Source organism: Azohydromonas australica DSM 1124, from assembly GCF_000430725.1.
In the GTDB taxonomy this organism is placed as follows: Bacteria; Pseudomonadota; Gammaproteobacteria; order Burkholderiales; family Burkholderiaceae_C; genus Azohydromonas; species Azohydromonas australica.
The window spans coordinates 22,176-45,214 of the sequence record NZ_KE387223.1 but is presented as its reverse complement, the minus strand read 5'-3'; the positions used below and the strand labels follow the sequence as shown (position 1 = coordinate 45,214).

Annotated in this window: 20 protein-coding genes and 3 pseudogenes; 8 read left to right on the top strand and 15 right to left on the bottom strand. The window is 64.3% G+C overall.

Going from position 1 to position 23,039, the window contains the following annotated elements:
• Nucleotides 1-94 precede the first annotated feature (94 nt).
• Nucleotides 95-502, top strand: a pseudogene (locus H537_RS52100) (integrase core domain-containing protein); the annotation flags it as partial.
• 249 nt (nucleotides 503-751) lie between these two features.
• On the opposite strand, the gene H537_RS0139700 reads toward H537_RS52100, so the two are convergent.
• Both H537_RS0139700 and H537_RS0139695 read right to left on the bottom strand, forming a co-directional pair.
• Nucleotides 752-1,903 (bottom strand): IS5 family transposase, encoded by a 1,152-nt coding sequence (locus H537_RS0139700; RefSeq protein ID WP_051244745.1) that lies wholly within the window; start codon nucleotides 1,901-1,903, stop codon nucleotides 752-754.
• A gap of 96 nt (nucleotides 1,904-1,999) precedes the next feature.
• The gene (locus H537_RS0139695; protein WP_029002258.1) at nucleotides 2,000-3,121 is read right to left on the bottom strand and encodes a PepSY-associated TM helix domain-containing protein; all 1,122 of its coding nucleotides are present in this window, start codon (nucleotides 3,119-3,121) and stop codon (nucleotides 2,000-2,002) included.
• Between the two features lie 339 nt (nucleotides 3,122-3,460).
• On the opposite strand from H537_RS0139695, the gene H537_RS0139690 reads away from it, so the two are divergent.
• Nucleotides 3,461-5,488, top strand: coding sequence for a TonB-dependent receptor (locus tag H537_RS0139690; RefSeq protein WP_029002257.1), 2,028 nt, complete (start codon nucleotides 3,461-3,463; stop codon nucleotides 5,486-5,488).
• A 58-nt stretch (nucleotides 5,489-5,546) separates the two neighbouring features.
• Entirely contained in the window at nucleotides 5,547-6,281 is a 735-nt protein-coding gene (locus tag H537_RS0139685) for a DUF4198 domain-containing protein (protein WP_029002256.1), read from the top strand.
• Between the two features lie 180 nt (nucleotides 6,282-6,461).
• Here the strand turns inward: H537_RS0139685 and H537_RS54250 are convergent, their stop codons facing one another.
• From H537_RS54250 to H537_RS57135, 3 genes and pseudogenes are all read right to left on the bottom strand, one after another.
• Entirely contained in the window at nucleotides 6,462-6,602 is a 141-nt protein-coding gene (locus H537_RS54250) for a hypothetical protein (RefSeq protein ID WP_156902282.1), read from the bottom strand.
• Between the two features lie 101 nt (nucleotides 6,603-6,703).
• Entirely contained in the window at nucleotides 6,704-6,853 is a 150-nt protein-coding gene (locus tag H537_RS52095) for a hypothetical protein (RefSeq protein WP_375136365.1), read from the bottom strand.
• Nucleotides 6,854-6,989: 136 nt separating this feature from the next.
• Nucleotides 6,990-7,614, bottom strand: a pseudogene (locus H537_RS57135) (PAS domain-containing protein); the annotation flags it as partial.
• A gap of 33 nt (nucleotides 7,615-7,647) precedes the next feature.
• Between H537_RS57135 and H537_RS0139665 the strand changes: the two are divergent.
• Nucleotides 7,648-8,139, top strand: a complete 492-nt coding sequence (locus H537_RS0139665; protein ID WP_156902280.1) for a hypothetical protein — start codon at nucleotides 7,648-7,650, stop codon at nucleotides 8,137-8,139.
• A 1,052-nt stretch (nucleotides 8,140-9,191) separates the two neighbouring features.
• Here the strand turns inward: H537_RS0139665 and H537_RS50255 are convergent.
• A complete protein-coding gene (locus tag H537_RS50255) occupies nucleotides 9,192-9,737 on the bottom strand; it encodes a transposase (protein WP_029002252.1) in 546 nt (181 codons plus the stop codon).
• 402 nt (nucleotides 9,738-10,139) lie between these two features.
• Entirely contained in the window at nucleotides 10,140-10,736 is a 597-nt protein-coding gene (locus H537_RS57160; protein ID WP_051244743.1) for a transposase, read from the bottom strand.
• Between H537_RS57160 and H537_RS57155 the strand changes: the two genes are divergently transcribed.
• Nucleotides 10,669-10,860 carry a methyl-accepting chemotaxis domain-containing protein gene (locus H537_RS57155; protein WP_084151318.1) on the top strand — a complete coding sequence of 64 codons (192 nt, stop codon included), beginning with the start codon at nucleotides 10,669-10,671 and terminating at the stop codon, nucleotides 10,858-10,860. The two genes, H537_RS57160 and H537_RS57155, sit on opposite strands and share 68 nt — an antisense overlap.
• Before the next feature lie 50 nt (nucleotides 10,861-10,910).
• The gene (locus H537_RS54235; RefSeq protein WP_156902279.1) at nucleotides 10,911-11,225 is read left to right on the top strand and encodes a hypothetical protein; all 315 of its coding nucleotides are present in this window, start codon (nucleotides 10,911-10,913) and stop codon (nucleotides 11,223-11,225) included.
• A gap of 399 nt (nucleotides 11,226-11,624) precedes the next feature.
• Here the strand turns inward: H537_RS54235 and H537_RS0139645 are convergent, their stop codons facing one another.
• From H537_RS0139645 to H537_RS0139625, 4 genes are all read right to left on the bottom strand, one after another.
• Nucleotides 11,625-12,119: a GNAT family N-acetyltransferase gene (locus H537_RS0139645; protein ID WP_029002251.1), complete on the bottom strand. Its 495-nt coding sequence runs from the start codon at nucleotides 12,117-12,119 to the stop codon at nucleotides 11,625-11,627.
• Nucleotides 12,116-12,403, bottom strand: coding sequence for a type II toxin-antitoxin system TacA family antitoxin (locus H537_RS0139640; protein WP_029002250.1), 288 nt, complete (start codon nucleotides 12,401-12,403; stop codon nucleotides 12,116-12,118). The genes H537_RS0139645 and H537_RS0139640 overlap by 4 nt, the downstream gene beginning before the upstream one ends.
• A gap of 211 nt (nucleotides 12,404-12,614) precedes the next feature.
• Nucleotides 12,615-13,748, bottom strand: coding sequence for a trypsin-like serine peptidase (locus H537_RS50245; RefSeq protein WP_051244741.1), 1,134 nt, complete (start codon nucleotides 13,746-13,748; stop codon nucleotides 12,615-12,617).
• Nucleotides 13,749-14,169: 421 nt separating this feature from the next.
• Nucleotides 14,170-15,252: an IS5 family transposase gene (locus H537_RS0139625; RefSeq protein ID WP_029002249.1), complete on the bottom strand. Its 1,083-nt coding sequence runs from the start codon at nucleotides 15,250-15,252 to the stop codon at nucleotides 14,170-14,172.
• Nucleotides 15,253-15,381: 129 nt separating this feature from the next.
• Here H537_RS0139625 and H537_RS0139620 point away from each other — a divergent pair, with 129 nt between their 5' ends.
• A complete protein-coding gene (locus H537_RS0139620; RefSeq protein ID WP_029002248.1) occupies nucleotides 15,382-16,293 on the top strand; it encodes a toll/interleukin-1 receptor domain-containing protein in 912 nt (303 codons plus the stop codon).
• A 33-nt stretch (nucleotides 16,294-16,326) separates the two neighbouring features.
• Here H537_RS0139620 and H537_RS0139615 read toward each other — a convergent pair whose 3' ends face one another.
• The 3 genes from H537_RS0139615 to H537_RS50235 all read right to left on the bottom strand — a co-directional run bounded on the left by H537_RS0139615 (nucleotide 16,327) and on the right by H537_RS50235 (nucleotide 22,202).
• Entirely contained in the window at nucleotides 16,327-17,034 is a 708-nt protein-coding gene (locus H537_RS0139615; protein ID WP_029002247.1) for a hypothetical protein, read from the bottom strand.
• Between the two features lie 325 nt (nucleotides 17,035-17,359).
• Nucleotides 17,360-19,417, bottom strand: a complete 2,058-nt coding sequence (locus H537_RS50240) for a tachylectin-related carbohydrate-binding protein (RefSeq protein WP_029002246.1) — start codon at nucleotides 19,415-19,417, stop codon at nucleotides 17,360-17,362.
• A gap of 448 nt (nucleotides 19,418-19,865) precedes the next feature.
• Nucleotides 19,866-22,202, bottom strand: a complete 2,337-nt coding sequence (locus H537_RS50235) for a response regulator (protein ID WP_156902278.1) — start codon at nucleotides 22,200-22,202, stop codon at nucleotides 19,866-19,868.
• Nucleotides 22,203-22,314: 112 nt separating this feature from the next.
• Between H537_RS50235 and H537_RS54230 the strand changes: the two genes are divergently transcribed.
• Nucleotides 22,315-22,476, top strand: coding sequence for a hypothetical protein (locus tag H537_RS54230; RefSeq protein WP_156902277.1), 162 nt, complete (start codon nucleotides 22,315-22,317; stop codon nucleotides 22,474-22,476).
• Between the two features lie 224 nt (nucleotides 22,477-22,700).
• Here the strand turns inward: H537_RS54230 and H537_RS57130 are convergent.
• Nucleotides 22,701-22,862, bottom strand: a pseudogene (locus H537_RS57130) (IS701 family transposase); the annotation flags it as partial.
• Nucleotides 22,863-23,039 lie beyond the last annotated feature (177 nt).

Below are 23,039 nucleotides of genomic sequence, written 5' to 3'. Positions count from 1 at the left end.
CGCTGCCTCTGGAAATCCTGCACCGGCCCGGACGTCACTGGTGCCGCTACCATGGCGATGCGGCGTCAAGCCGGCAACTGGGTGCCGTTCACACCCCTACGCCGTCCACACAGTGCTCACCGACAACGGTACCCCGTTCGCCGAGCAGCCGCGCTACCGCGGCGGCATAACTGATCGCATGGGCGGCCATGTCTTCGAGCGCGTGTGCTGGGAGCACGACATCGACCATCGGCTTACCAAGCCGTATCACCCGTGGACCAATGGCTAGGCCGAGCGAATGAACCGCACGGTAAAGGAAGCCACCATCAAGGCCTTCCACTACCCGGACCTAGAAGCGCTGAAGGCTCATGTCCTGGCGTTCGTGACGGCCTACAACTTCGCCAAGCACCTTAAGGCATTGCGATGGCGAACGCCCTTCCAGGCTGTCTGCGATGCATGGACCAAAGAACCGTCAACGTTCAAAGTTGACCCGCACCATCTCATCCCGGGACCAAACACCTAGCGGCCATGGGCGATCATCATGTTTCAGCCACAACGGTGAACATCAATCCCACGGTGCTTCTTGTCGCCGCTGCGCAATCGCTCAAGCCAAACCAAAGCTGGGAGTAGATGAGTTTATTAACCACTCTTGATACTGAGTTCCGAAGATAACTTTCACTTGAAAAATCCTTCGGCAACGCCATAACGGCGTAGCCATTTTTAATTCGTCGTCGACGCGTCGGAAGTGGATATTAAGAGGGTGTAGACAGAATCAACTATGAGTGGCCAGCCTGCTCACGAGAATCTGTGCTTCAGCGAGCCATACCCAGGCCGCCGAAGTTGAGGACTTGCGGTCATGGTGCATCACCAGGCGACGGCACCGCTCGGTCCAAGCATGTGTGCGTTCAACGACCCACCGCATGGGCAAGGGAACGAAGCCTTTGGGAACGACGCTGCTTGCCTGGGCGCCACGTGTGTCATGGAAGACATACGCCTTGCCGTTGCCTGGATGTCGAACTACCTGCACATCAAGCCCGTATTCAGCCTGCAGGGCTTGAGCGCACGGCCCACTGTAGGCGCCATCGACGAACAGCGTCTTCAGCGTCGGCACCTTGGCACAGGCCTGCGCCACAACATCCGGTGCGCCATCACGGTCCTGGACGCTGGCTGCGGTGACCGTCACAGCCAGCAGCAGCCCCAGTGTGTCCACTAGCATGTGGCGCTTGCGGCCTTTGACCTTCTTGGCTCCGTCGAAGCCTGCTTCTCCACCCTGGGGCGAATTACGCGTGGACTGCGAGTCGAGCACCGCGGCACTGGGCTGGGCATGGCGGCCAAGACGCTCGCGCCACTGTTGCCGCAGTCTGTCCTGCATGGCTTCGAAGGCGCCCTGCGCCGCCCAGCGGCTGAACGACTTGTAGAGCGTGGTCCAGGGAGGGAACGACTTGGGCAACAGCCGCCAGGCGCAGCCGGTACGCAACACGTAGCAGCACGCGTCCACCAGCGTCCTGCGCTCCAGCCGAGGCGGCATGCCACGGCCGCCGGCCGGGTGCTCGAACAAATCGGCTACCAGTGCCCACTCCGCGTCGGTGAGGCAGCAGCTGTAGTCCCGCCCGGTGTGCTCACGACGGTGGAGCTCCGTGTAGCCGTAGCGCTTGGGCGAGCCTTTGGACTGCCCGGGAGGGACGGCGCGTCGGGTCGGCTTGATCCTGACGATGCCGGCCTCGTACAAGGCCCGACGCACCGTCATGCTGCAGACCTTCACACCGCAGCGCTCCTGCAGCAGCTGCGTCACCGCCTCAAGCGTCGCGCCAGGGTGCTCGAACGCAATCTCGCGCAGTGCCAGCACGTGCCCTTCGTTCAACGAGCGCGGTCGGCCACCAAGGTTTGGCTCACCTGCCCGCGAATCCTTCTTGGCAGCGCACATACCGGCCTCCAACGACCTGCACATGCGAGTCGTGGCAATTGGTAGGCCGGTTGAATCTGTCTACACCCTCTAAGATAACTTCGCTGAACTGCTTGTCTAATTTGCAACTTTATTGGATCGTATGACAATCCGCTTTCGAAGATCGGCTCTTCTTTTTACAAATTTGTTCCGCATCCATATCCAGCAGCCGGAAATTGCAAGCAAGCTCAGAGACATTCCAAAGAGTATGTTCATTGCACGGGTGACCGTGCCGCCGTAGTACCCCGTATGTAATGGATAGAGCCAGCTGTAGATGCGGGCAGCTGCATTGGCTTGGAAAATGTTATCTGCACGCAAAAGCTTGCCGTTGTATTGATCGAAAAAGACAAAGGTACGTCCGAGCTGATGCGCTTCTCCAGGCAGTTGCATGCGTACGGCCACTGCGGCCTGCGGATGGGCTGGCATCACGATCCTTGTGACGCGGCCCTCTGGAAACGTGGCCTTGGCCTGCATGACCATGGTGTCGAGCGATGCGGCTTCCCCGGCATTACGCGAAGAAACTGGCGGGGCCGTTGACGGCCCCTTCCCGGTCAGCGTGGCCAGTAATGGTTGCGTGACAACGTCATACAGCGCCAGTGCGCTGCCTGTGGTTGCGATCACAACAAGGAAGGCTCCAACCAGGACGCCAGCGAGCTTGTGCACGTCGAACCAGACGCGCACGGGTGAAGCTCCCCACTTGATCTTGAACGCTTGCTGCCAGCGGCCGGGCTTAGGCCACCACAGCCATGTGCCAAGACCGATCAGGACGATGGTGGCCAAGCCGGCCCAGCCAAGAACTGCTTTTCCGATGTCTCCTGCTATCAAGTTGATGTGGAGGTCGGTGAGAAAGCCCAGCAGCGAGTCGTGCGTGTCGCGCACACCGAGGATCTGCCCGCTGTACGGGTCGAGGTAGGCCCGCATGCGGCTGCCTGCGTACCAGGCCTCGGCCGCATCGCCTGGCGCGGTCGGCAGGACGATGAGACGAATGGTGTCTCGGGGCCGGGCTTCGCGCGCGCCGGCGGCCAGCGTGTCGATGGATACCGCCTCAGGCTGTGCCTCCACCTGGCGCAGCGAGGGATTGAAGGCGGCATCGATCTCGCTGGAAAAGGTGATGAAGGCGCCAGTGCCGCCACTGACGAGCAGCAAGCCGGCCAACGCCAGGCCCAGGTACCGATGCAACCATGACGCAGCCTTGCGCATACCGTCCTTGTCTCACAAATGCGACTGATTCTCATTGTAGTTTACATCGCAGGGCGGGTTCGATAGCATCGCTGACTGCTTTCGCTCGGGAATGGAGTCTTGCCTGCCGTATGACGCTGCGAATCCGCAGCGGCTGACAGGGCCGGCGCCGCACAACGGCACGGCGACGCTCCAGCAAGCTTCGGCATCGACAGGCGGTGCCGCGGCCCCATTCCATCACCTCGACGACTGCTGCGTCACGGCAATCGTCATCCGCCCTTCCCACTCTCGGGTTCGCCGCGTGCGGCCTTTGGGGTGTTCATTCACCGTCAGGACGTTTCGCGTCCGAGTCTTCAAAAAATGGTTTCCAGCAAAAAGAAGATCGTTCTCGCCATCGGCATGGCGTTTGGTGTATCCGCCAGTGCACAAGACGCTGCGGACGGCAGTGCAACACCGGCCATGACGCTCGGGCAGATTACGGTTCTCGGCCAGGCGACCGGTCCGCTGGCGACCCGCAACGTGCTGACCTCGGTGGACGTGCTGCAGGAAAGCAAGATTTCCACGCAGGTAGTCAATAACAACTGGCAGCTGTTTGGACAATTGCCAGGAGTGATGCTAACGCAATATGGCCAAGGCACGACGTCGGGAAAGATCTCGATGCGCGGCTTCACCGGCGAGGGAGAAATAAATGCCGTCAAGCTGCTGATCGACGGCGTGCCCAGCAACACCAACGACGGGATGATGCCGTACCTCGACCTGGTGCCGCTCTTGGATATCCAGTCGATCGAGTTGGTGCGGGGCACCAATGATCCGAGGTATGGGCTTCACAACATTTCCGGTAACGCCAATATCGTGACGAAAATTGGCGGCAATTACCGGACCGCCCGGATCGGTTACGGAAGCTTCGCTACAAGGGATCTACAGGCGGCCGTGGGCATCGACGACGGTAGCTTCTCGCAGAATTATTCCATCGCTTATCAGAAGACCAATGGCTACCGTGACCATTCGGATGCGGAGAAATTCAGCTTTGCAGGAAAATGGTTCTATTCGCCTGATGCGGGCAACAGCCGTTACGGCCTGATCGTGCGGCACCACGAGGTGACGGCGGACGAGCCGGGCTTCCTGACACTGGCCCAGTCCCGCGCCAACCCGGATCAGTCGCCGCCCCACAACGCCACCGACGGTGGAACGCGCCGCATGAGCCAAATTGCCCTGCAATCGGAAACCGATCTGGGAAATCAACTGTTCTGGACGGCGCAGCTCTACAACAACGACATCGACGACCACCGCTTCGTGACCTTTTCGGGGGGTAGCCGGCAACAGGAACGCATCATTGCCGAAAATCATGTCGGTGCCTCCACGACGTTGACGTGGCGTCCCAAAGCAACGTCGGCCGGCCAGTTCACGGTGGTCGGCGGGCTCGATACTGAACGGCAGAATAACGAGAATCAACGCTTTTTCACGGTCAACCGTCTGCAACCGTCACAGGACCGAAATCAGCAGTTCGACCTGAATACCGTTGGTGGTTTCATCCAGGGCATCTACAAGCCCATTCCGGCGCTGACTATCACGCCGGCCTATCGGGTTGACAAGCTGTCCGGCAGCTTTACCAACGCACTCACTAATCGTGTTTATGACATCAACGATTATGGGCTGATCCGGCAGCCGAAGATTTCCGCCGTCTACAAGTTGGACAATGCCTATTCGGTGTACGGCAATTGGGGCCGGACGTTCCAGGTGGGCATCGGATCGGCGACTTACAAGATCAACCAGACCAACGATCTGTCGCCTTCCATCAACACCGGATGGGAAACCGGCGTCAAATTCCGGCCCCTGCAATGGGTCGAGGGCCGCATTGCGCTGTGGCAGCAATATGCGACCAATGAAGCGCGCCGAAAGATCAACGATCCGAACAACAGTTCGGAGGATATTGGCGAGACGCGGCGCCGCGGGATCGACCTGCAATTGAACCTGCAACCCACTTCGCGGCTTGGGATTTGGGTCGGCGCGGCCGTGCAGCGCGCCATCATCATGAAAGCCGACGCGGCCTCGATTGCCACGCAGGGCAATGAAATCGATCACGTACCGCACCTGCTTTACAACTTTGGTGTCGATTACAAGGTGACGGATGCGCTGCGTCTCTCGGGATCGGTGGCCGGACAGAGCAGTTACTATCTTGATCGGCTGAACAATACCGGCAAGTTTGGCCAATATTTGCTCGTGAACGCGTCCGCCGCCTACAGCATTAACGACAAGGTTGATGTGGAGCTTCAGGTGCGCAACCTCGCGAACCGGTATTACGAATACGTGTGGCATGACGGCACGCAATCGCTGCATGCGCCAGGTAATCCGCGCAGCGTCCACCTGATGCTCACCGGCCGGTTCTGACGCCGGCAGGTGTCCCCCCGACACCTCCCGAACCATGACGAAGGACGGAAACACGATCATGAAAGCAACCCAGCGCCTCCTGGTGGCAGCCCTCGCCACGTCGCTGTGCGGCCTGGCCCAGTCCCACGGCATCTGGTTCGCCCAGCGCGCAGGCAACCTTGCGCTGGTCTATGGGGACGGCGGCGAGGACCTGGACGTCGTCAAGCGCCTGCCCAAGCTCACCTCGATGAGTGGTCTCAACGCATCGGGCCAGCCGGTGGCGGCGCCACTGGTGGCCGAGGGCCGCATGGCTTTCGTCGACTTGGCGCAAAAACCCGCCGTCCTTACCGCAGTCATGAACAACGGCCTTTGGACGCGCGATGCCGCGGGGAAGTGGCACGGCAAGGGACAAGATGAAGTGCGCGATGCCGCGGTCAGCGGCCGCTACATGAAGTACGCAATGCACTTGGTCGCGCTGCCTGCTGGAGCACTGGCGCCTGCGCCTGGACTGGCTCTGCAGATCGTCCCAGTGGGGGCTGCGTTTCCGAAGAACATAAACGAGCCGCTCACGGTGCAGGTGCTCTTCAAAGGTAAGCCGCTACCGCGCGCCAAGGTTTGGCAGGACGTGGTGACGGACCCCGATGCACAAGCGCTGGTCTGCGACGCTAACGGCCGCATCACGCTCCCGGTACGCAACCAGGGCCTCAACGTTCTGAAGGCAGAGCATGAGTCCGCACCTGTCGACGTGGGCAAGGCCAGCATGACGCACCATTTGGCAACGCTGAGCTTCATGCTCGAACACGCGCCGGAGTAACCGGCATGGCGGCCCCGCCTTCAAAACGGGGCCCTGCCAGGCCGGCGGCGCCATTGGCAGCAGTGGCGGCAAGCTGGCCGTCATGGCTGATCGCATGAAGGACAGCTCCAACGACTTATGTGCACATGATCGCCGGGCAGCAAGCCGAGCCGTTCCAGGCGGCTTGAAGCGGGCACCGCGTCAATCGCGGCGCGAGGAGCGCATGAACTCGAACTCGAACACCGCCAGCGACGCCATCTCGTCGAGCAGCCTGTTGACGCTCATACCGCGCTCCCGCGCCACCTCACGCAGCTGACGAGCCTTCTCGGCGGAGATCCGCAAGGTCAGGCGTGCGGACTCCTGCGCTTCGATTGCAGGCCTCCTGCACCGGGCATGCCCACCCCAGCGGGCAGATGCTGCTGCCGATTTCACCGGGCCGCCCTTCAATCGTTGCCGGCGGCTTCTGCGCCGCCGCACGTGTGGGCCGAGCACAAGCCGTACAGCGTCAATGCATGCTCTCGCAGTTCGAAGCCCATGCCTTCAGCGACGGCGCGCTGGCGCTCCTCGATCGCGGCGTCATGAAACTCCTCCACGCGCACGCAACGCACGCACACCAGGTGATCGTGATGGCTGCTCTGCCGCAGCTCCGGCGTTGCGCAAGGGGGTCAGCGGGTCGCGCAGCTCGTGCGCGAGCATGGCCAGGAACTCGTGCATGCGCCGGCTTGTGTGCTTGAGTTCCTCCATGCGGCGCTGCTCGGTGAGGTTGCGTGTGATCTTGGCAAAGCCGCGCAGCATGCCGGTGTGGTCATGCACCGTCGTGATGACGATAATTGGCCCAGAACAGCGTGCCGTCATTGCACACGCGCCAGCCCTCGGTTTCTGCGCCGCCCGTGCGGCACGCTGTCCAACTCGCGTTGGGGCACGCCTGCGGCCACGTCCTGCGCGGTCAAGGACATCGAAAAGTGCCGCCCGACCACCTCGTCGGCCGTGTAGCCCTTGATGGCCCGTGCACCCGCGTTCCAGGTCAGCCCCCGCCCTCGAGGTCCAGCATGAAGCTGGCGTAGTCCTTGACGGCCTCTATCAGCAGCCGGAACTGCTCCTCGCTGTGGCGCAGCGTGTCTACCTGGCGCTTGCGCTCGGTGAGGTCGCGCGTGACCTTGGCGAAGCCCATGAACCGCCCTTGCGGGTCGTGCAGTGCCGTGATGACGACGCTGGCCCAGAAAGTGCTGCCATCCATGCGCAGGCGCCAGCCTTCCTCCCCGAAGCGGCCCAGCGCCGTGGCGCGCTCGAGTTCCTCACGGGGCAAGCCGCGGTCGATGGCCTCGCGCGGATAGAACACCTCGAAGGACTGGCCGATGATCTCGCTGGAGCTTGGCGGGAGCCCTGCTTGCTTGAGATGGAGGAACCACTGGAGAATTTCATGACAAGCCTTTCAACGTCCATGCCCAATGCAGACGCACTGCAACCGTTTATGCAGCCCTATGTTCGCCTGACGCAACGTAACATGCAGTTGTTCGCGAGTTTTTCGGCATCGCCGGAAATGGTGAGCCTGTGGCTGAAAAACGGTCAAAAAATGTTCAGCCAAGCCGTACAGGGGACCGCCTCGGGCAAAACGCCGCAGGAGCCGCGAAAAATGATTGAGCAGGTCCAGGGAAATATGTCGGACGTGGGGCAATCCAAAGCCTTTGCCAACCTCCTTCAGGGTCTGATGCAAAGTTACCTGCAGTTCCTGACCGATCTGGCCCAAACCAACATGGCGGCGCTGAGCCAGATGCCGACCCAAATGATAGAGCACTTGCAGCAGACTGCCCTCAACGGTTCGTCCGCCGCTGCGGTACCGGAAGAGCCACCCGCACGTGCCACGCGCAAGGCGCATTGATCCAGCAGACCTGTGACAAGGGTCGTAAACGGCTGGCGCGGGCGCTTCGGATGGCCCCAGCCCAGGGGCTTGGGAGGGGTTCAAATGAGTCGTCTAGCAGGCTGACATCCGCAGCAGGGTCCTCCCGAAAATGAACAACCCGCCGATGGATTGCTCCACGGGCGGGTTGCCAGCCATCTTGGCGCAGAGAAAAACAGATTCGGTATGGGGTTAGCCCCTCAGCATTCCGGTCTGAAATCGCCTTGCCATCGGGTGACGGCTTGAATCTATTCCGTTGCGCCTCAAGAGCAAGGATAGAGCACAGGGGCAGCAGGGAATCAAAAACTACGTTCGGCCCGGCGACTCAACCCAAGCGCCGCCCCTGCTGACTGTTTTCCGGTTTTGGCGAGCCGCAATTGAAAATATTCATCCTGAGTCGGCCAGCGCGCAGGCGCGCCTGTCACCAGTGCAGTACGCTGTGCTCAGCCGCGACGGCGGCGCAGTTTTCCTACTCATCCAGCGAAGGAGTCGGTGATGTCCAAGCGACAACGTGGCAACAAGGAACCAAAGAAGCCCAAGCAGATCCGTCCGCCGCCTGTGCCCGTGTCGGCCACGCCGGGGCTGCCACGGGCCCAGCCTGATCGGCTCAAACACAAGTAAGCGCCCCGGGGTCGTGCACAAGCCGTGATGCGGCGCGCGCCCCGCGCGGCTCCATCCATTCAACTCCAGCCGTTGCAGCGCATGGCCCCTGACAGCCTGCGCGCCTACTTCGCGGCTCAAGCGCCTGCTGACATCCCCAATTGGTTCCGGCCGGCCCTGGTCGAGCCGTCCCTGCCCTCGTTGCCGGAGCGCAGTTCGGACGACAGGGACGACAACGCTGCCGTAAAGGCCTGGTCGGACCAAAAAAGCCAAGCCCATCTGCGGCGTGAGCGGTACAGGTACTTTGCTTGGCGCTGGTACTACGGCGATCCGATGCTCGCGCACAGGGACAGGCGCATCTGCCTGCAGCCGCACAGCTGTCAACGCCGGCGACTTTTGGTTCTTCCAAGTTTCGTGTGACGAAGGCGTGTCGCTCAGCTCGGATGCAGCACACGGATCCGAAGCAGGTCGAGCTTCGCCCGTCCGTACATCTGCCTCTTCAACAACTTGAGCTGGTTGATTTGCCCCTCAACTTGGCCGCTGCTCCAGTGCATGACGGCGGCAGCGCGCTCCGCGTCGTGGTCGATCAGCAGTCCAGTGGCGAAGCGCCGCAGCTCAGGCACCGCGCACCCACGGAGTTGCGCCAGCCAACGGTCGAACATCGCTGCGTCATGGTGCGGGGACAATATTCCGAGGAGCTCCCGTCCAAGCCGGCGGGCCTCGGTGATGCCGGCGTCGACACGGCACAGCGCGGCGACGAAGTGCAGCCGGTAGTTTCTCGTCTGGGCGTCTTCCTCTCGTTCGGGTTGTCTGCTCCATCCCAGCAGCCAGCCGCGGGCGCGTCGGGCCGAGGGCACTGCGGTGCTCGCCGCAGTCGTCGACGGCGAGCGCAGGCCCACGAACGCCGCCGTGACCGTCGAGCGGCCCCCGGCAAAGCCACGTTCGCGCAACTCGCGCCACCGCCCCGTGGCGTTGCGCATGCCCTGGGCGGCGCGCAGCCGCAGGTAGGGCCGATGCGCGTCGCATGATGGTGCGGCCAGTGGGCCGTGGCGCGCGCTCTGGGAAGCCGTCCGCTGAGGACGAACATGCGCACTGTCTTGCGATTGAGCCCCATGCCCTGGGCAATGGCGTGGATCGTTTCGCTGGCGGCGTGTCGGCGCACGACCTCCTCGTAGCGGCCAAGGCGCACTTGGCGGCGCTGGGCGCTCAGTTGCTGCGCTGTAGTCGGTCTGGGCGGTGACGTGTCGTTATTCAATGGCGACAAGGCTGGGGTCAGCACTCCTTCCTCGCTCACCAACCGGGCTGCCTCACGCAGTCTTGGCGCCAGGCGCAGCAGCAGCCGCTCCAGGGCATCGCGCAAATTGCCCATAAGGTGCCACCGGTCAGCTTGCCTGGATCGCCGCCGCAAGCGAGCGCGTGACTGCTTCCGAATACGGCCCCGACCGGTCCCGGGCGACGATGGAGATACCCGGGTGCGCGGCCAGCCACGTATCAACTGTGCTGCTGTCGCGACCGGTCAGCAATTCCAGCGGCTTGCGCAGCTCCAAGTCCACCACAATCGTGCCGTAGTAGCGCGAGCGCGTCATCGCCCAGTCGTCGATGCCGACGACCCGCGGCTCGCTGTCAGGGGCGGCGCAGCCGGCCGCACGCATCTGCCCCAGCAGCGCCGCGCCGCTCAGGCGCATGCCCAGATGGGCAGCCAACCGCGCGCCGGGCTCACCGCCCAGGGCGTAGCCCACAAGCGCATGCTGGCGGCGTAGCCGCCACGTCCGTCGCTGCCGGCGGCCGGCCAACGGCTCGATCGGCTCACTGAAGGAAGCAGTGCGCTTTTGAGCTTCAAAGGATTCCTGCGGCGGCGTGGGCTGTATGTCGGAAACGTCGCCGTAGGGAAGCAGCCGCGGCTTCGCGGTCGTGGCCGGCGAGGTGCGGGCCCTGGCAGACAAGACCACCGACGCGGCGCGCGAGATCAAGAGCCTCATCGGCGACGCCTTGATGATTCACTTTGGCGTCGTCGAAGAACTTTCGCAATTGCTTGTTCGCAACTGCAGAATTTGTTGCCTACTGCACCAATTGCATGAAAGACCTGACAACCGCGGTTTTTAAAAATTGAAGACGATGCACAACCCCCTCACGACAATGCCAGGCTTACGTAGATGAATCTCTCACTTTATGTCTGGCTGGCAGTTGTCGTATGCGTACAGTTGATAGCTGCAGCCATTGAGTACAACGCAATCCGAAACCAGGTGAACGGAGCCAACGGTCTTTTCCTCTTCACTGCAGGCGTGCTGAGCGTTGCCAGCCTGCCCGTCGGGGGAGTGATCATCTGGTCTTTGGAGAGCTGGCGCCTTGCACTGATCGGTGTCGCCGTCGTTGGTTGCAGCGCGGCGCTGTTGCTTTATGGCCTGCTCAAAGCACTCGACCGTCGCGCGCGTTCCGGGATGCAGTCCGGGTCGCGTCCGTCTCGTTAACGGGGCGACAGGCTCGTTGCGATAACCGAGAACTTGAAGGTTGCCATGTACCTGGCTAAGCAGAGGATGCGAAAGACCTCCCGGACATTGGCGAGCGGTACATCACTACATGAAGACCGGCAACGAGAGTCTTCTGGGTGGCAAGATGCTTAAACTTGTTGCCCTCAAGGAGATCGAGCGGCAACACGGGATAGTCGCCTTTGAAACGTCAACGATTGCCTTTCTCGAACAGGATGGTCAGATCTTTGTCGGTGGTTGCTTCGCACGCCTTGGAGCCGTGAACGGCCGGTTGGCCCGCATGGGCCCCTGCTCGGTTGCTTCGCCACAGCAGCCGGCTCCCGCGCAACTGCGGCCCCGGTGTCCAAGGCCTGCGCCAAGTGCCGTAAGCCATCAAACGGCTCACCTGACTGACGCCAGCGGCAAGAACAGTGTCTGCAGCGAATCCGGCAGCGCGACGAAGCCGTGATGGCGGTAGAACGCCACCGCTGCCTCCTCCTTGGCGTCCACCATCAAGGCATAGGTTGCAATCTCGGCGCGGGCCGCGCGGTGCAGCGCGTCGGCCAGCAGCGCCCCGCCCAGCCCCTGCCCCTTGTGCGCATGGTCCACGGCCAAGCGCCCCATGCGCACGGCCAACACCGTCGGGTATCTGGGCAGCTTCTTCGCTGCAGCCGACGGGAGGTCGGCCAGCAGCAGGCTCGCTGAGGCCAGTGTGTAGTAGCCCGCGATGCGCTGCTCATCGGTCCTGGCCACGAAGCACGCGGCCACCCGGCGGCGAATGTCCTGCGTCACCTGCTCGCGCAGGTAGCGGTCCAGTGGTGCAGAGCCGCTGGCAAACACGCTGCGGTCGTGCGCTGCGGCGTCAAGCGGCACGACGCGGTAGGGCGCCGAACTCACTCGGCGTCGCGCAGCAGGCGGCGGCGCTTGAAGGCACGCTGCAGCGCCGGCGCTGGCTCGGGCGGCGAAAGCAACGCCTGCGCGAAGCACTCCTGGTCAGCCAACGCCAGCCGCACCACTTCCGCCTGCTCAATGGCGTGTTGCGCGGCGTCCTGTACAGCGGCCACCACGAAATCGGTCATGGTGCGGCCCTGGAGCTCGGCGGCGCACTTGAGCATGGCATGCAGCTCGGTGCTGATGCGGGCTTCAAGGCGGGCAGTGGCGGTGGAAGTAGCGGCAGGCATAACAGATCCTTTCAACGCAAGGAAACGGCAAATTGCCGTACACGTTAAAAGCGATCCCGCGCGTTGATAAGCACCTTACTCAAACGGCGATATTGACTCCAGTCAGCGACTTCACGTACTCGCTGGCTGCGCAACAGAGGGCATCACCCGGCTGGCCGCACTGTAGCGGCCACCTCGCCCTCATGCCTGGAGCCTGCGATGTGCGCAGCGATCAGCAAGCCCAGGGATAGCCGCTGCAGGTCGCGCTGAGCATGGCGCCGAAGGTGCTGTCGAACTGCGCACCGCCCTGGACTTGCGGGCTCGGGCTGATATAGCCCCAGGACACCACACTGGTGAGCCGGTTGGCCAAGTTGTCCTGCGTGTAGGACGACAGGCCCGTGTAGTCCTGGCGGAAGTTCAACACCACCGGGCCGCCGCTGGAGCCACCGGTCATGTCCGAGCCCCAGGTGCCGTTGTTGGTGCCGCCGTTGTTGGCCATGCTCTCCACGCGGTGCATCTGCGTGCCACCGTCGAGGTTGGCGGGGTAGCCCAGCACCGTCATGTGGCGCCCGATCAGGGCCGGGTACAGGTAGCCCAGGTAGCCTGTGTAGTCGCCGATGCGCCGGCCTGCGCCGTTCTTGTTGAAGACAATCAACGCCCAGTCGCCGACGTTGGGCACCCGGCCGCCACCAGTGAGCCAGGCGCTGGAGGTGCGTGCGCTGGCCCAGCTGCTCCAGGTGCCGAAGGGGCGCGTTTCGGTGGTGCCTATGCGGCTGTAGCCCGGCACGAAGGTGAAGCTGTTGTACCAACCGCTGGAAGCGCCGTTTCCGTTGTGCACACAGTGGCCTGCGGTGAGCACCACGCCAGGCTTGATCATCGAGCCCGAGCAGATGTAAGCGGCGCCCGTTTGGTCGCGAAAGAAGAGCTTGCCCACGGTGCTGCTGGGATAGGTTCTGTCCTGCTGGCGCGGGTAAGTTCGCGTGGAGGTAAATTGGATGCCACCCGTGCCCACGGCTTCGGGCACGGCGGTTTCATGCAGGGGTGCGGCCGCCAGGGCGGCAGCGCTGAGCTCACGGTGCTGGACCAGCGTGGCCGCATTGGCCACCGGGCGCTTGCCCGGCTGGTCGGCCTGCACCCCGCGGGAGCTGGCCTCGGCCGTGGCGGCGTTGTAGTCGAAGGCGGAGGCCGGCAGGAATTTCAGCTTGGGCATGGGCGAGCGGGCGCCGACGACCTCCAGGTCATTGAACTCGGCTGCCGCCATCGCCGCCGTGCCCGGCGTGATAGCCACGGACTGAGCCTGTGCGGTCTGGAGCGCAAATGCGGCAAGACCGATGACGGTCAGGGCGAACGGGGCAGCGGACTTCATGGTGTCAATGCCTTTTCTGGGACGGTTGGGTAACGGGCAAGGCTGGGTAGCCTTCCGCTGCGCAACGGTTCAAGGAAAGTTGCTAAGGGTTCCAGGCTGGGCCCCCGAGGCCATCAGGCACGCACGGCTGCTGTCGGACCCTGCCGAGCCATTCACGGCTGTGCAGTTCCGGAGCCTGTGCAGCACCGCGCCAACGTTCCGTGCCCAGCCCAAGGCGGAGCAGCCGCAGCGCGCCGCCGAGTGCCAGCCCTAGCAGGCCGTTGAAGTACCCGGTGCCGGGCCGTCTGTGACCACCTTCGATATCGCCATGTGCAATTTGGTGCGGTTCAGCAGGGCCCATGACGGGCAACGCGGTCTGCCAAGGCGCTGTCGTGGCCTTGGCCGGCGGCCCAGCAGGCCTTTTGTGGCCGTGCTGTCCGACTCACGGACGGACTCCTGCCAAGCCGCGCAGCCGTGTGAGGTTGTACGCTGCCATGGTCAACGTGAAGACTTGGTCCACCTTGGCCAGACCGCGCACCATCACCTGGCGTATCGGGCCAATGGATTTTCCCCATCCAAAGCACTGCTCGATGCATTTCCTCTTGAGCTGGCTGATCTCGTAGCCAGCGTGCCGCGTGGTGCGGGCGTCGATGGCGCTGCCGCCGCTGCGCTTGAGGTTCTGGGCCACGTGCGGGGTGACGTTGAGAGCGCGGCATTCCTTGACGAAGCCGCGCGTGTCGTAGGCCTTGTCGGCACCCACGGTGATGCGCTGCGTGTCGCTGCACACATCGCCCAGCATCTCGGCCGCGGCGGTGCGTTCGGCCTTGCCGTCAGCCTGGGTGGTGTGCACGTTGACCACCAGGCCGTGCCGGTTGTCGGTGAGGACATGACCCAGGTAGCTCAACAGCGCCGGCGCTGCGTTGCTCTTGCGGTACAGGCGCGACTCGGGGTCCGTCTTCGATTCGTGCGTCTCGTTGCTGCGCTTTTGGCCGTGCCAGTTCTCGAGCGGCCGGTCATCGTCGCTGCCGTCCTTGCGCCGCATGCTCTTGTGCCCGGCCCAGGCTTGAATGAGCGTGCCGTCGACGCTGAAGTGCTCACCCGACAACAGTCCCCGGGCTTTGGCCATCTCCACCGTGGCGTCGAACAGCGCCGTCACGGCCTCGTGCTCGATGAGGCGGTCGCGGTTCTTGCTGAACACCGAGTGGTTCCAGACCGGGTCGTCAATCGAGAGACCGACGAACCATCGGAAAAGCAAGTTGTAGGTCACCTGCTCCATGAGCTGGCGCTCGCTGCGAATGCTGTAGAGCACCTGCAGCAGCATCGCCCGCATGAGCTTCTCCGGCGCGATGCTCGGGCGCCCGCCCTTGATATCGGCCTCGTACATCGCCGAAAAGCGTTCGTCCATCTGGGCCAGCGCCTCGTTGACCCAGGCGCGGATGGGGCGCAGCGGGTGCGACGCCGGCACGAAGTCCTCCAACCGCACCGTCGTGAACAGGCTCTCGTTGTAGCTATCGGCTCCCCGCATCGTCGTTCTTCTCTTTCGTCCAGTCCCAATGTTCGCTCAGGATGCGACTGCCTGAGCGAGGTACTTCAACGGCCTGCTAGTGCCCAGCCGTCTTGTCCGCGCCTGCAGCGCGGCCCATCATGGGCGGCCATGCACCTGTTTCTCAGCCACCAGAGTTGCAGCAAGCCGCGCGTGCGCCGCATTGCCGAGGGCCTGCCACCGCACGTGAGCTGGTGGCTGGACCAGGACGAGATGCCGCCAGGCTCGGTGTTCCCCCGGCACATCGAGGAGGCCATTGCGCAGAAGTGCGATTTCCTCATCGCCTTCCTCGACGAGCGCGCCCTGGACAGCGAATGGGTGCGGCGCGAGATCGCGCTGGGGCTGAGGCGCGAGGCCGATCTGCAGCGCACCTTCGTCATTCCCGTGCTGTTGCAGGACGTCCGCGCACGGCTGCACGAGCTGGACTTGGCCGAGCGGCTGTACCTGCCGGGCTGGGAAGAAGACGACGATGCGCGGCTGGCGCAGGCACTGTCCGCGCAGCTCTTCGCGCTGGCCAGCCGCATCATCGAGGGCCTGCGCGGGCTCGGGCGCCGCGGCATGCTCGATGCCTTCGCCGCGGAGCTGACGGCCTGGAAACAGGCCGCCTTCCAGTGGCGCGCCTCGCTGGGCAACAGCATCGCGGTGCTCACCACGAACCAGGCCGCTTTTGACCACGTGCACGAGTCGGTGGCGGCCTACAACCGTGTAGCTGACGTGTTCATCCCGCGCCTGGCGCTGCACCGCGACCGCATCACGGCCGCCTGGGCCTCCTACCGCGGGCTGTGCGAGGACACGCGCGAGCTGGTGGGCCGCATCGAGCAGGTATACCGCGGCGAAATGTACCGCCTCAACGAGATCCACGAGCTGGTGCACGCGGCGCTGGTGGCGCCGCCAGACGCTGGCGCGGTGGCCGCGGCCGACGCGAGGCGCCGCGCCATCCTGGCCGAGGCTGGCGCGGCGCTGGACCAGCTCTCCGAGCGCGCCACGCGGCTGCTGGCGGCGCTGGAGCGCGAGATCGCCTGAGCCAGGGCACAGCGTAGCAAGCGCGAAACGCGCTCAGGAGCAGCTGGTCGTTTCATTGCGACGTTCGAGGTCGATGCTGCGGGTCCCGTTGCTCAGCCGCATGCCGGAGGCGCCGACAAAGTCGCCCGTCCAGCGGTCGCCGCCCTGGACCGTCAGGCTGTCAATGCGTGTGGCGGGTATCAATGGAGTGCCCGGGTCGAAGGCCACGGTGCCGTAGTTCGACACCACTACCGCCAGCGTCGCGACTCGGCGCCCGGAGCTCGTGATCTCGCAACCCGTGGACGTGGAGCCGGCAAAGGCGGTGAACTTGTAGCGGCGACTCGCGTCGTTCACGTCCACCCATACACCCGTGGTCAGATCGGGGAAGAAGTCGTTGAACAGGTGCAGCTTGCCGTCGTCGGAAACCAGTTCATTGACGGACGCATACTGGCCACTGAAGCAGTTGCCGATCGTCACCCGGCGCCCTTCGACCCGGCCGGAAGCGTCGGTGCAGTTGGGAAGCTCCCCGCTGGCCTTGATGGCGTAGCTGGTACCGAAGAGCACGGCAGCGGGCACACCGGTGTTGGGGTCCGGCGGCGCATCCACCGCCAGCGTCAACGCGCAGGGTTGGCCGCCGCAGTCCACCGGCTGAAACCCCATCGCTTGAGGATCGTCCTGGAAGTACTGCCCGCCCCCGGTGCCCAGGAAACCCACGACAGCCGACTCCAGCACCCCGCCGCCACAGCCCGCGAGCAGGGCCATCGTGATGGCCGCGGCACGCTGGCGCCACTGGACCGTGCAAGGCCGAAGACGACGCAGACAGGGGCGATCTTGTTGCGCGTGCATGGCGGTCCTTCGCAGGAAAATGAGACCTGCAAGCATGCCCAGCCTCAACGCCGCCGACCAGTGCCGAACGGCACGTCGGCATTGACAAGCACAAGTCTCGCCAACTCGACATGGGCAACCTGATGCGGCTGTTCGTCGCACCAGGCGTCGCGGCAGCCCGTTGCGTTCATGGGAGGTACTGAGTCCCGTGACGGTGCCGATGGCGACTTCGCCCGGATACCAGCCCGGTGGCGTTGTTTGTTCAGCGCACGGGTGGCACGGCTGCGGCGCTCGCCGGCATGAGAGCGAACATCACGTTGGCGTTGCGGATGCCGCTGGCGACCTCCTGGGGGCCCTGCCAAGTCTCGACCGGGCCGCCGTCCAGCCAGCCTCGGTGCTCGTAGCGCAGCAGCCGGCCGTCATGCGTCAGAGCCAGCACCACGCCTTCGCCTGGGGAGCAGATCTGCGCGAAATCAGCCCAGCCGCTGCCCACATCGGCGTGCTCCTGCCACCCCAGGCCGCCGTCCGCAAAGCCCAGATGGCGGTACCAGCGCAGCGTACCGTCAGGCAGTACGCCATAGATCACGCCCTGGCCGGCGCCAAACACGCGCGCGAACTGCGTCCAGCCTGAGCCCACCGCATGGCCACCGCTCCAAGCCCCGGCGCCGCCTTCCAGGAACGCGCCGTGGCGGTACCAGCGCAACGTGCCGTCAGGCTCGATGCCGTAGAGCACACCGTCGCCGCCGGCAAAGACATGGCTGAAGCGGTCCCAGCCACTGCCCACGTCCTGGGGTCCCTGCCAGACGAAGCCGCCATCGTTGAACCCGTCATGCCGGTACCACTTGAGGACGCCGTCCTGCGCCACCGCGAAGAGCGCCGCGCCGCCCGCGGGCACGACCTGGCGGAACTGCGCCCAGCCCGTGCCGCAAGTGCGGGGCCCCATCCACGCGGCCGCCTCGCCCGAGCGCGCGGCGCGGTGCGCCAGCCACACCAGCTGGCCGTCGGCAGCGACGGTGTAGAGCGTCAACGGCGTGGGCACCAAGCCGACAGGGAACGTGCCGATGAACGGCTCGGGCTCGCGCACGCTGGTGTGCCCGTCTTCCGAGCAGGCGATCACGCCGCGCTCGAAGCGCTGCTTGCGGCCCGCGCCGTCCGCCTCCTCCGGCGCCACTGGGTAGCCCAGCGCGCTGCGCTCCCAGCCCAGGCGTGCCCAGTGGGCGCGGATGGCGCCGTAGACCTCGACGGCGCCAGTGGCCGCCGTCCAGTAGATGGAGGCCTCGGTTGCTCCTGCGAACTGCAGCGCGCGGAAGTGGTTGAAGCGCCCGAGGCCGTCGGGTGTGGCGAGCTCGTCGGTAATGGGGTAGCCGTAGCGCTCGGCGCCCAGCGCCAGCCAGCGCTGGGCGATCGCACCGTGCACTGAAAACGCGCCCGTGTCGGGATGCCAGGCGATGAAGCCGCCGGTGAAGCGCTGCAGCCGCCCGGTGCCGTCGCCCGTGGGCGCCTCGGCCGCCAGCGGCGCCCCCAGGAAGCCGCCCTGCCCGCCCAGCCGGCGCCACTTGACGACGATGGCGCCGAAGACCGGGATGCCGTTGACGCTCTCGGGATGGTCGGCACGGCGGATCACGTCGCGCACATAGGGCCACCAGGGATGAGCAGGATCCTCGCCCTGCCCCCAGGCCGGCCCACGCCCGCTCGGCGCGAACCACTCGTCCACCACGGTGGCTTCCTGCTCCAAGTTCAGCGCCGGCCAGGGCTGGCGCATGTCGGCCGGCGGGTAGTAGTAGGCGCTGCCCTCGACCACGCCCGCCGTGAGCCGGTGGCACAGGCGCGGCTGGTACTTGTCATGGGCGATCTGCCAGACATGGCACAGCTCGTGGATGAACAGCTTGCCTGGCGCCGGGTACGGGCCTTCGACATGCGTGGCGGGGTTGTCGTAGACCTCGGTGCCGAGGTTGACCAGGATGTCGCCGCCGATGGTCGGCATCACGAAGGCGGCACCGCCCAGTCCGCTGAGGTTGGTCAGCACGACACGGTCCAGCGGCAGGGTATCGCCGTACACCCGCCGCGCCAGCTCGCGCTCGGCTTGATCCATGGGGCGGTGCCTGATCAGCGCTGCGGCAGCGCCGGCGCCGGCCAGGAAGGCCGGCACGACATAGGTAGGGCCGGCGATGAACAGCGCCGGCCCGATGGCCAGGATGCCTGCCAGCGGTGCGGCGCCCTCGAACAGCGAGGCCGCAGCATCGGCCAAGCCCTCGCCCACGTCCTCGACCACCTCCACGGCGTCGTCCACCACGTCGCCGATGTCGTCCCAGATGCTCATGCCAAGCCCTCCTGTTGGTGCTGAACCGGTTGCACGCGACCTGGATGGTGGAGCGGGATCGACGTGCTGGACATCCCAGGCAACGAGCAGAGGAGCCGGTTGCGGCGTACAGCGTCATGCCTGCTGCGTCTGCGTCAATGCGGGCTCCGCGGTCCGACACGACAAGATGCCGATGTGCCAGGCGGAAAGACGCCTCCTGCCGAATCAGGACGGAATCGTGAACCGTATGGTTCGAGCAGGAATTGAGCAAGCTGTCCGCACGGCCGTAACGCAAATAACCACTCAAGGATTGGGGACCGCGGGCCATCGAGCACTTGCTGGTGCTGCTGCACCCTGACGCGCCCGCCGTTGCCCGCTCGCGGCGATCTGTACAGCACCGCTGCTGGTTATCCGTGCCAAGTCCGCATCGAAAGCGGGCGCACCGGGCGACCGAAGTGCCGCGTGATGCTCAGCGGCAGTGTTGCTCAAGCAGACGCCGTAGTTGTTCCAACCCGAATGGTTTGACCAGAACGTCATCCATGCCGGCGTCCACGCAGCGTTGGCGGTCCTCGGGCAGCGCGCTGGCGGTGAGCGCCACGATCGGTGTGCGTGACCAGCCAAGCGCGGCTTCCTGCGCCCGGATGTGCTGTGTGGCCGCCAAGCCGTCCATCTCGGGCATGTGCATGTCCATCAAGACCACTTGCGGTCGCACCGCTTCATACGCCTGCACGGCCTGCGCGCCATCAATGGCTTGGTGAATCTCCATGTCCAGGGTCTGCAACACCGCACGGGCCAGTTCCATGTTGACCTCGTTGTCCTCGGCCACCAGCACACGGCGGCCCGCAAGGCTTGGCACGGGCATGGGGGTCGGTGGAGCCAGTGGCTCCTGTGCGGGCGCTGCTGGCAGGTCCAGCACGAACCAGAACTCGGAGCCTTGGCCCGGCTCGCTCTCCACACCCAGCTCGCCGCCGTAAAGTTGCACCAGGCGGCGCACGATCGCCAAGCCCAGTCCCGTGCCGCCGAAGCGCCGCGTGATGGAGCCGTCGGCCTGCATGAACGGCTCGAAGACGCGATAGCGCTCGGCCTCGCCCAGACCGATGCCCGTGTCGCGCACGGCCACCCGCCAGCACCCACCATCGAGCGCCTTCACGTGCAGTGCCACGCTGCCCGAGGGCGTGAACTTCACGGCATTGGACAGCAGGTTGTTGAGCACTTGGCTTAGCCGCAGCGGATCGCCGACTCGCCAAGCCTGTGTGAGCGCCGGCTCCAGCACCAGCTGCAGCGACAGGCTCTTGGCGTGGGCTGGCGGCTCAAAGAGGGTGATGGCGTCCTGCACCAGTTGCACCAGGTCAAAAGGCACGCGCTCAAGTTCAAGGCGGCCGGCCTCGATACGCGAGAAATCCAACACGTCGTCGATCACGCCCAGCAGCAGCCGGCCCGAGCGCTCGATGATCTGCGCCTGCTGGTGCTGTGCGGGCGGCAGCCGCCCGTTCAGCAGTTGCTGCGCCATACCCAGCATGCCGTGCAAAGGCGTGCGGATCTCGTGGCTCATGTTGGCCAGGAAGGCCGTCTTGGCCTGGGTAGCCGACTCGGCTTGTTGGGCGCGCGCGGCCAGCGCTTGGTTGACCGAGGCCAGTCGCTGCTCGGCCTGCTTCAGGGCCGTCACGTCGGTTTCGGCGATGATGAAGCCGTGCACCACACCATTCACGACATGCGGGACGTAGCTTGCGAGTATGTGCAGTGGAGTGCCGTCCGGCTGGAGCGTGTCGTGCTGACAGTCATGGCGCCGGCCCTGTAGCGTGGCGCGGATGCAAGCTGCCCTCTCGCGGTAGGGCACCGCACCGATCACGTCGATGAGCTGACAGCCGAGGACGTGTTCCGGCTGCTTGCCAAGCCATGCGAGGCAGGCGTTATTGGCAAAGCGGCAGCGCTGACCGGTATCCCAGTACGTGACCAGGCTCGGGATGCTGTTGGCCACCTGCCGCACGAACGCCTCGGCACGCTCTCGTTGTGCCATTTGCTCCATCAGCCGGCTGTTGGCGTCGTTGAGCGCGCGCGTGCGTTCCTCAATGCGCTGTTCCAGGCTCTCGTTGAGTTGGCGGGTTTGGTTCTCCGCGGCATGCAGCCGCAGCAACGCACGCACCGTAGCGACCAACTCGTAGGCCTCAATAGGCTGGATCAAGTAGGCATCCGCTCCACCATCAAGCCCGCGCGTGCGGTCTGCGGCGCTGGTGAAAACAGCTGAGGTCTGCAGCACCATGGTCGTCGGCCAGCGCTGCTTGATAGTTCTGCAAACGTCAATACCGCTGATGTCAGGCAAATGCACGTCCAGCATCACCAGTGCCGGCTGCAACTGCGCCACCTTCGCCAGCGCCTGGGCGCCCGAGCCGGCCTCAGTCACGAGAAAACCTGCCTGCTGCAGCGTGCGGCTCTTGACGTAGCGGGCAGCCTCGGTGTCATCGACGTTCAGAATGAGAGCCGGCGTCGTGCTCATGCGGCACCTGGACGCGCAGCCCTTGCCATGCGCAACAGCGTCACGCAATGTTCTCCAGGCACTTGGTGCCCGGATCTGGTGAAGTCCATGATCATGAGCGGATTGTGGTCCCTGGGTGTAACAGCGCTGCCGGCGCCAACCTCGGTGCCCGGGCCGGTGAGGGCGTGCCCGGCTACACCAGGGGCTGCTAGACGCGCAGAAGTAGCAGCGCTTACTGCGCTGAAGGCCGGGCCGAGGCAGGCTACCGGCACCAACTACCGGACCTCGCTCCCGAAGCACCGGCTGTCCGTTGCATGAGCTATTGACGCTCAAGGCGGAAAGACGCCTCCCGCCAAATTAGCACTGAATCGTGTGGTTCAACCAGGCCTTGAGCAAGCTGCCCGCCAGCTGATAGCACAAATCAGCCACGGGCATCGGCACGCTCATGAGCGTGTACGAGCTCGATCCCATCCGGGCCTTGGTGTGGAGCGCCATCGTCAATGGCGTGATCTCGGTGCCGATCATGGTGGTGATGATGTGGATTGGGCAGTCGCCCCGCCTGATGGGCGAGCTCACTATGACCGTGCGCCATCGGCTGCTCGGGTGAACGGCCACCGGCGTGATGGCCATCGCCGTGGCGCTGATGCTGATGCTGTTCGCGGGCTGAGGCAGCCGAAAGCCGGCCAAATGGCTTTTTGCTCCGGGAAGACGACTTGGTGAACCAAATGGATGCTGCGCAATGCAGATGATCCAGATAACCCACCACCTTTATTAATAGGACTTACGCAACGCGCCTTCAGCTGACGCCGAAGTCCCGCTTCTTGGCACTCTTCAGACATGTGCCATCCGTACCGATGGGGTTTTCAGCTCTTGCTTCATGTAGCTCGATAGCATCTCCTTTTTGATGCTGTAAATATTCTTCTTCAGCGCTCGGGTCAACTCGGACAAGTACATCCAGACCAGCATCGCGCAGCCAATATGATTCCTCTGCGCCGGCCATTTTCACCCACATTGAAAACCTGAAAAATAAAACAACCCGCCAACGGATTGCTTCGAAGGCGGGTTGCCAGCCGTCCTGTAGAAGGAAAAAACGGATGCGGTACGGGGTTAGCCCCTCAGCATTCCGGTCCGAGATTGCCTTGCTATTGGACGACAGATTCAATCTACTCT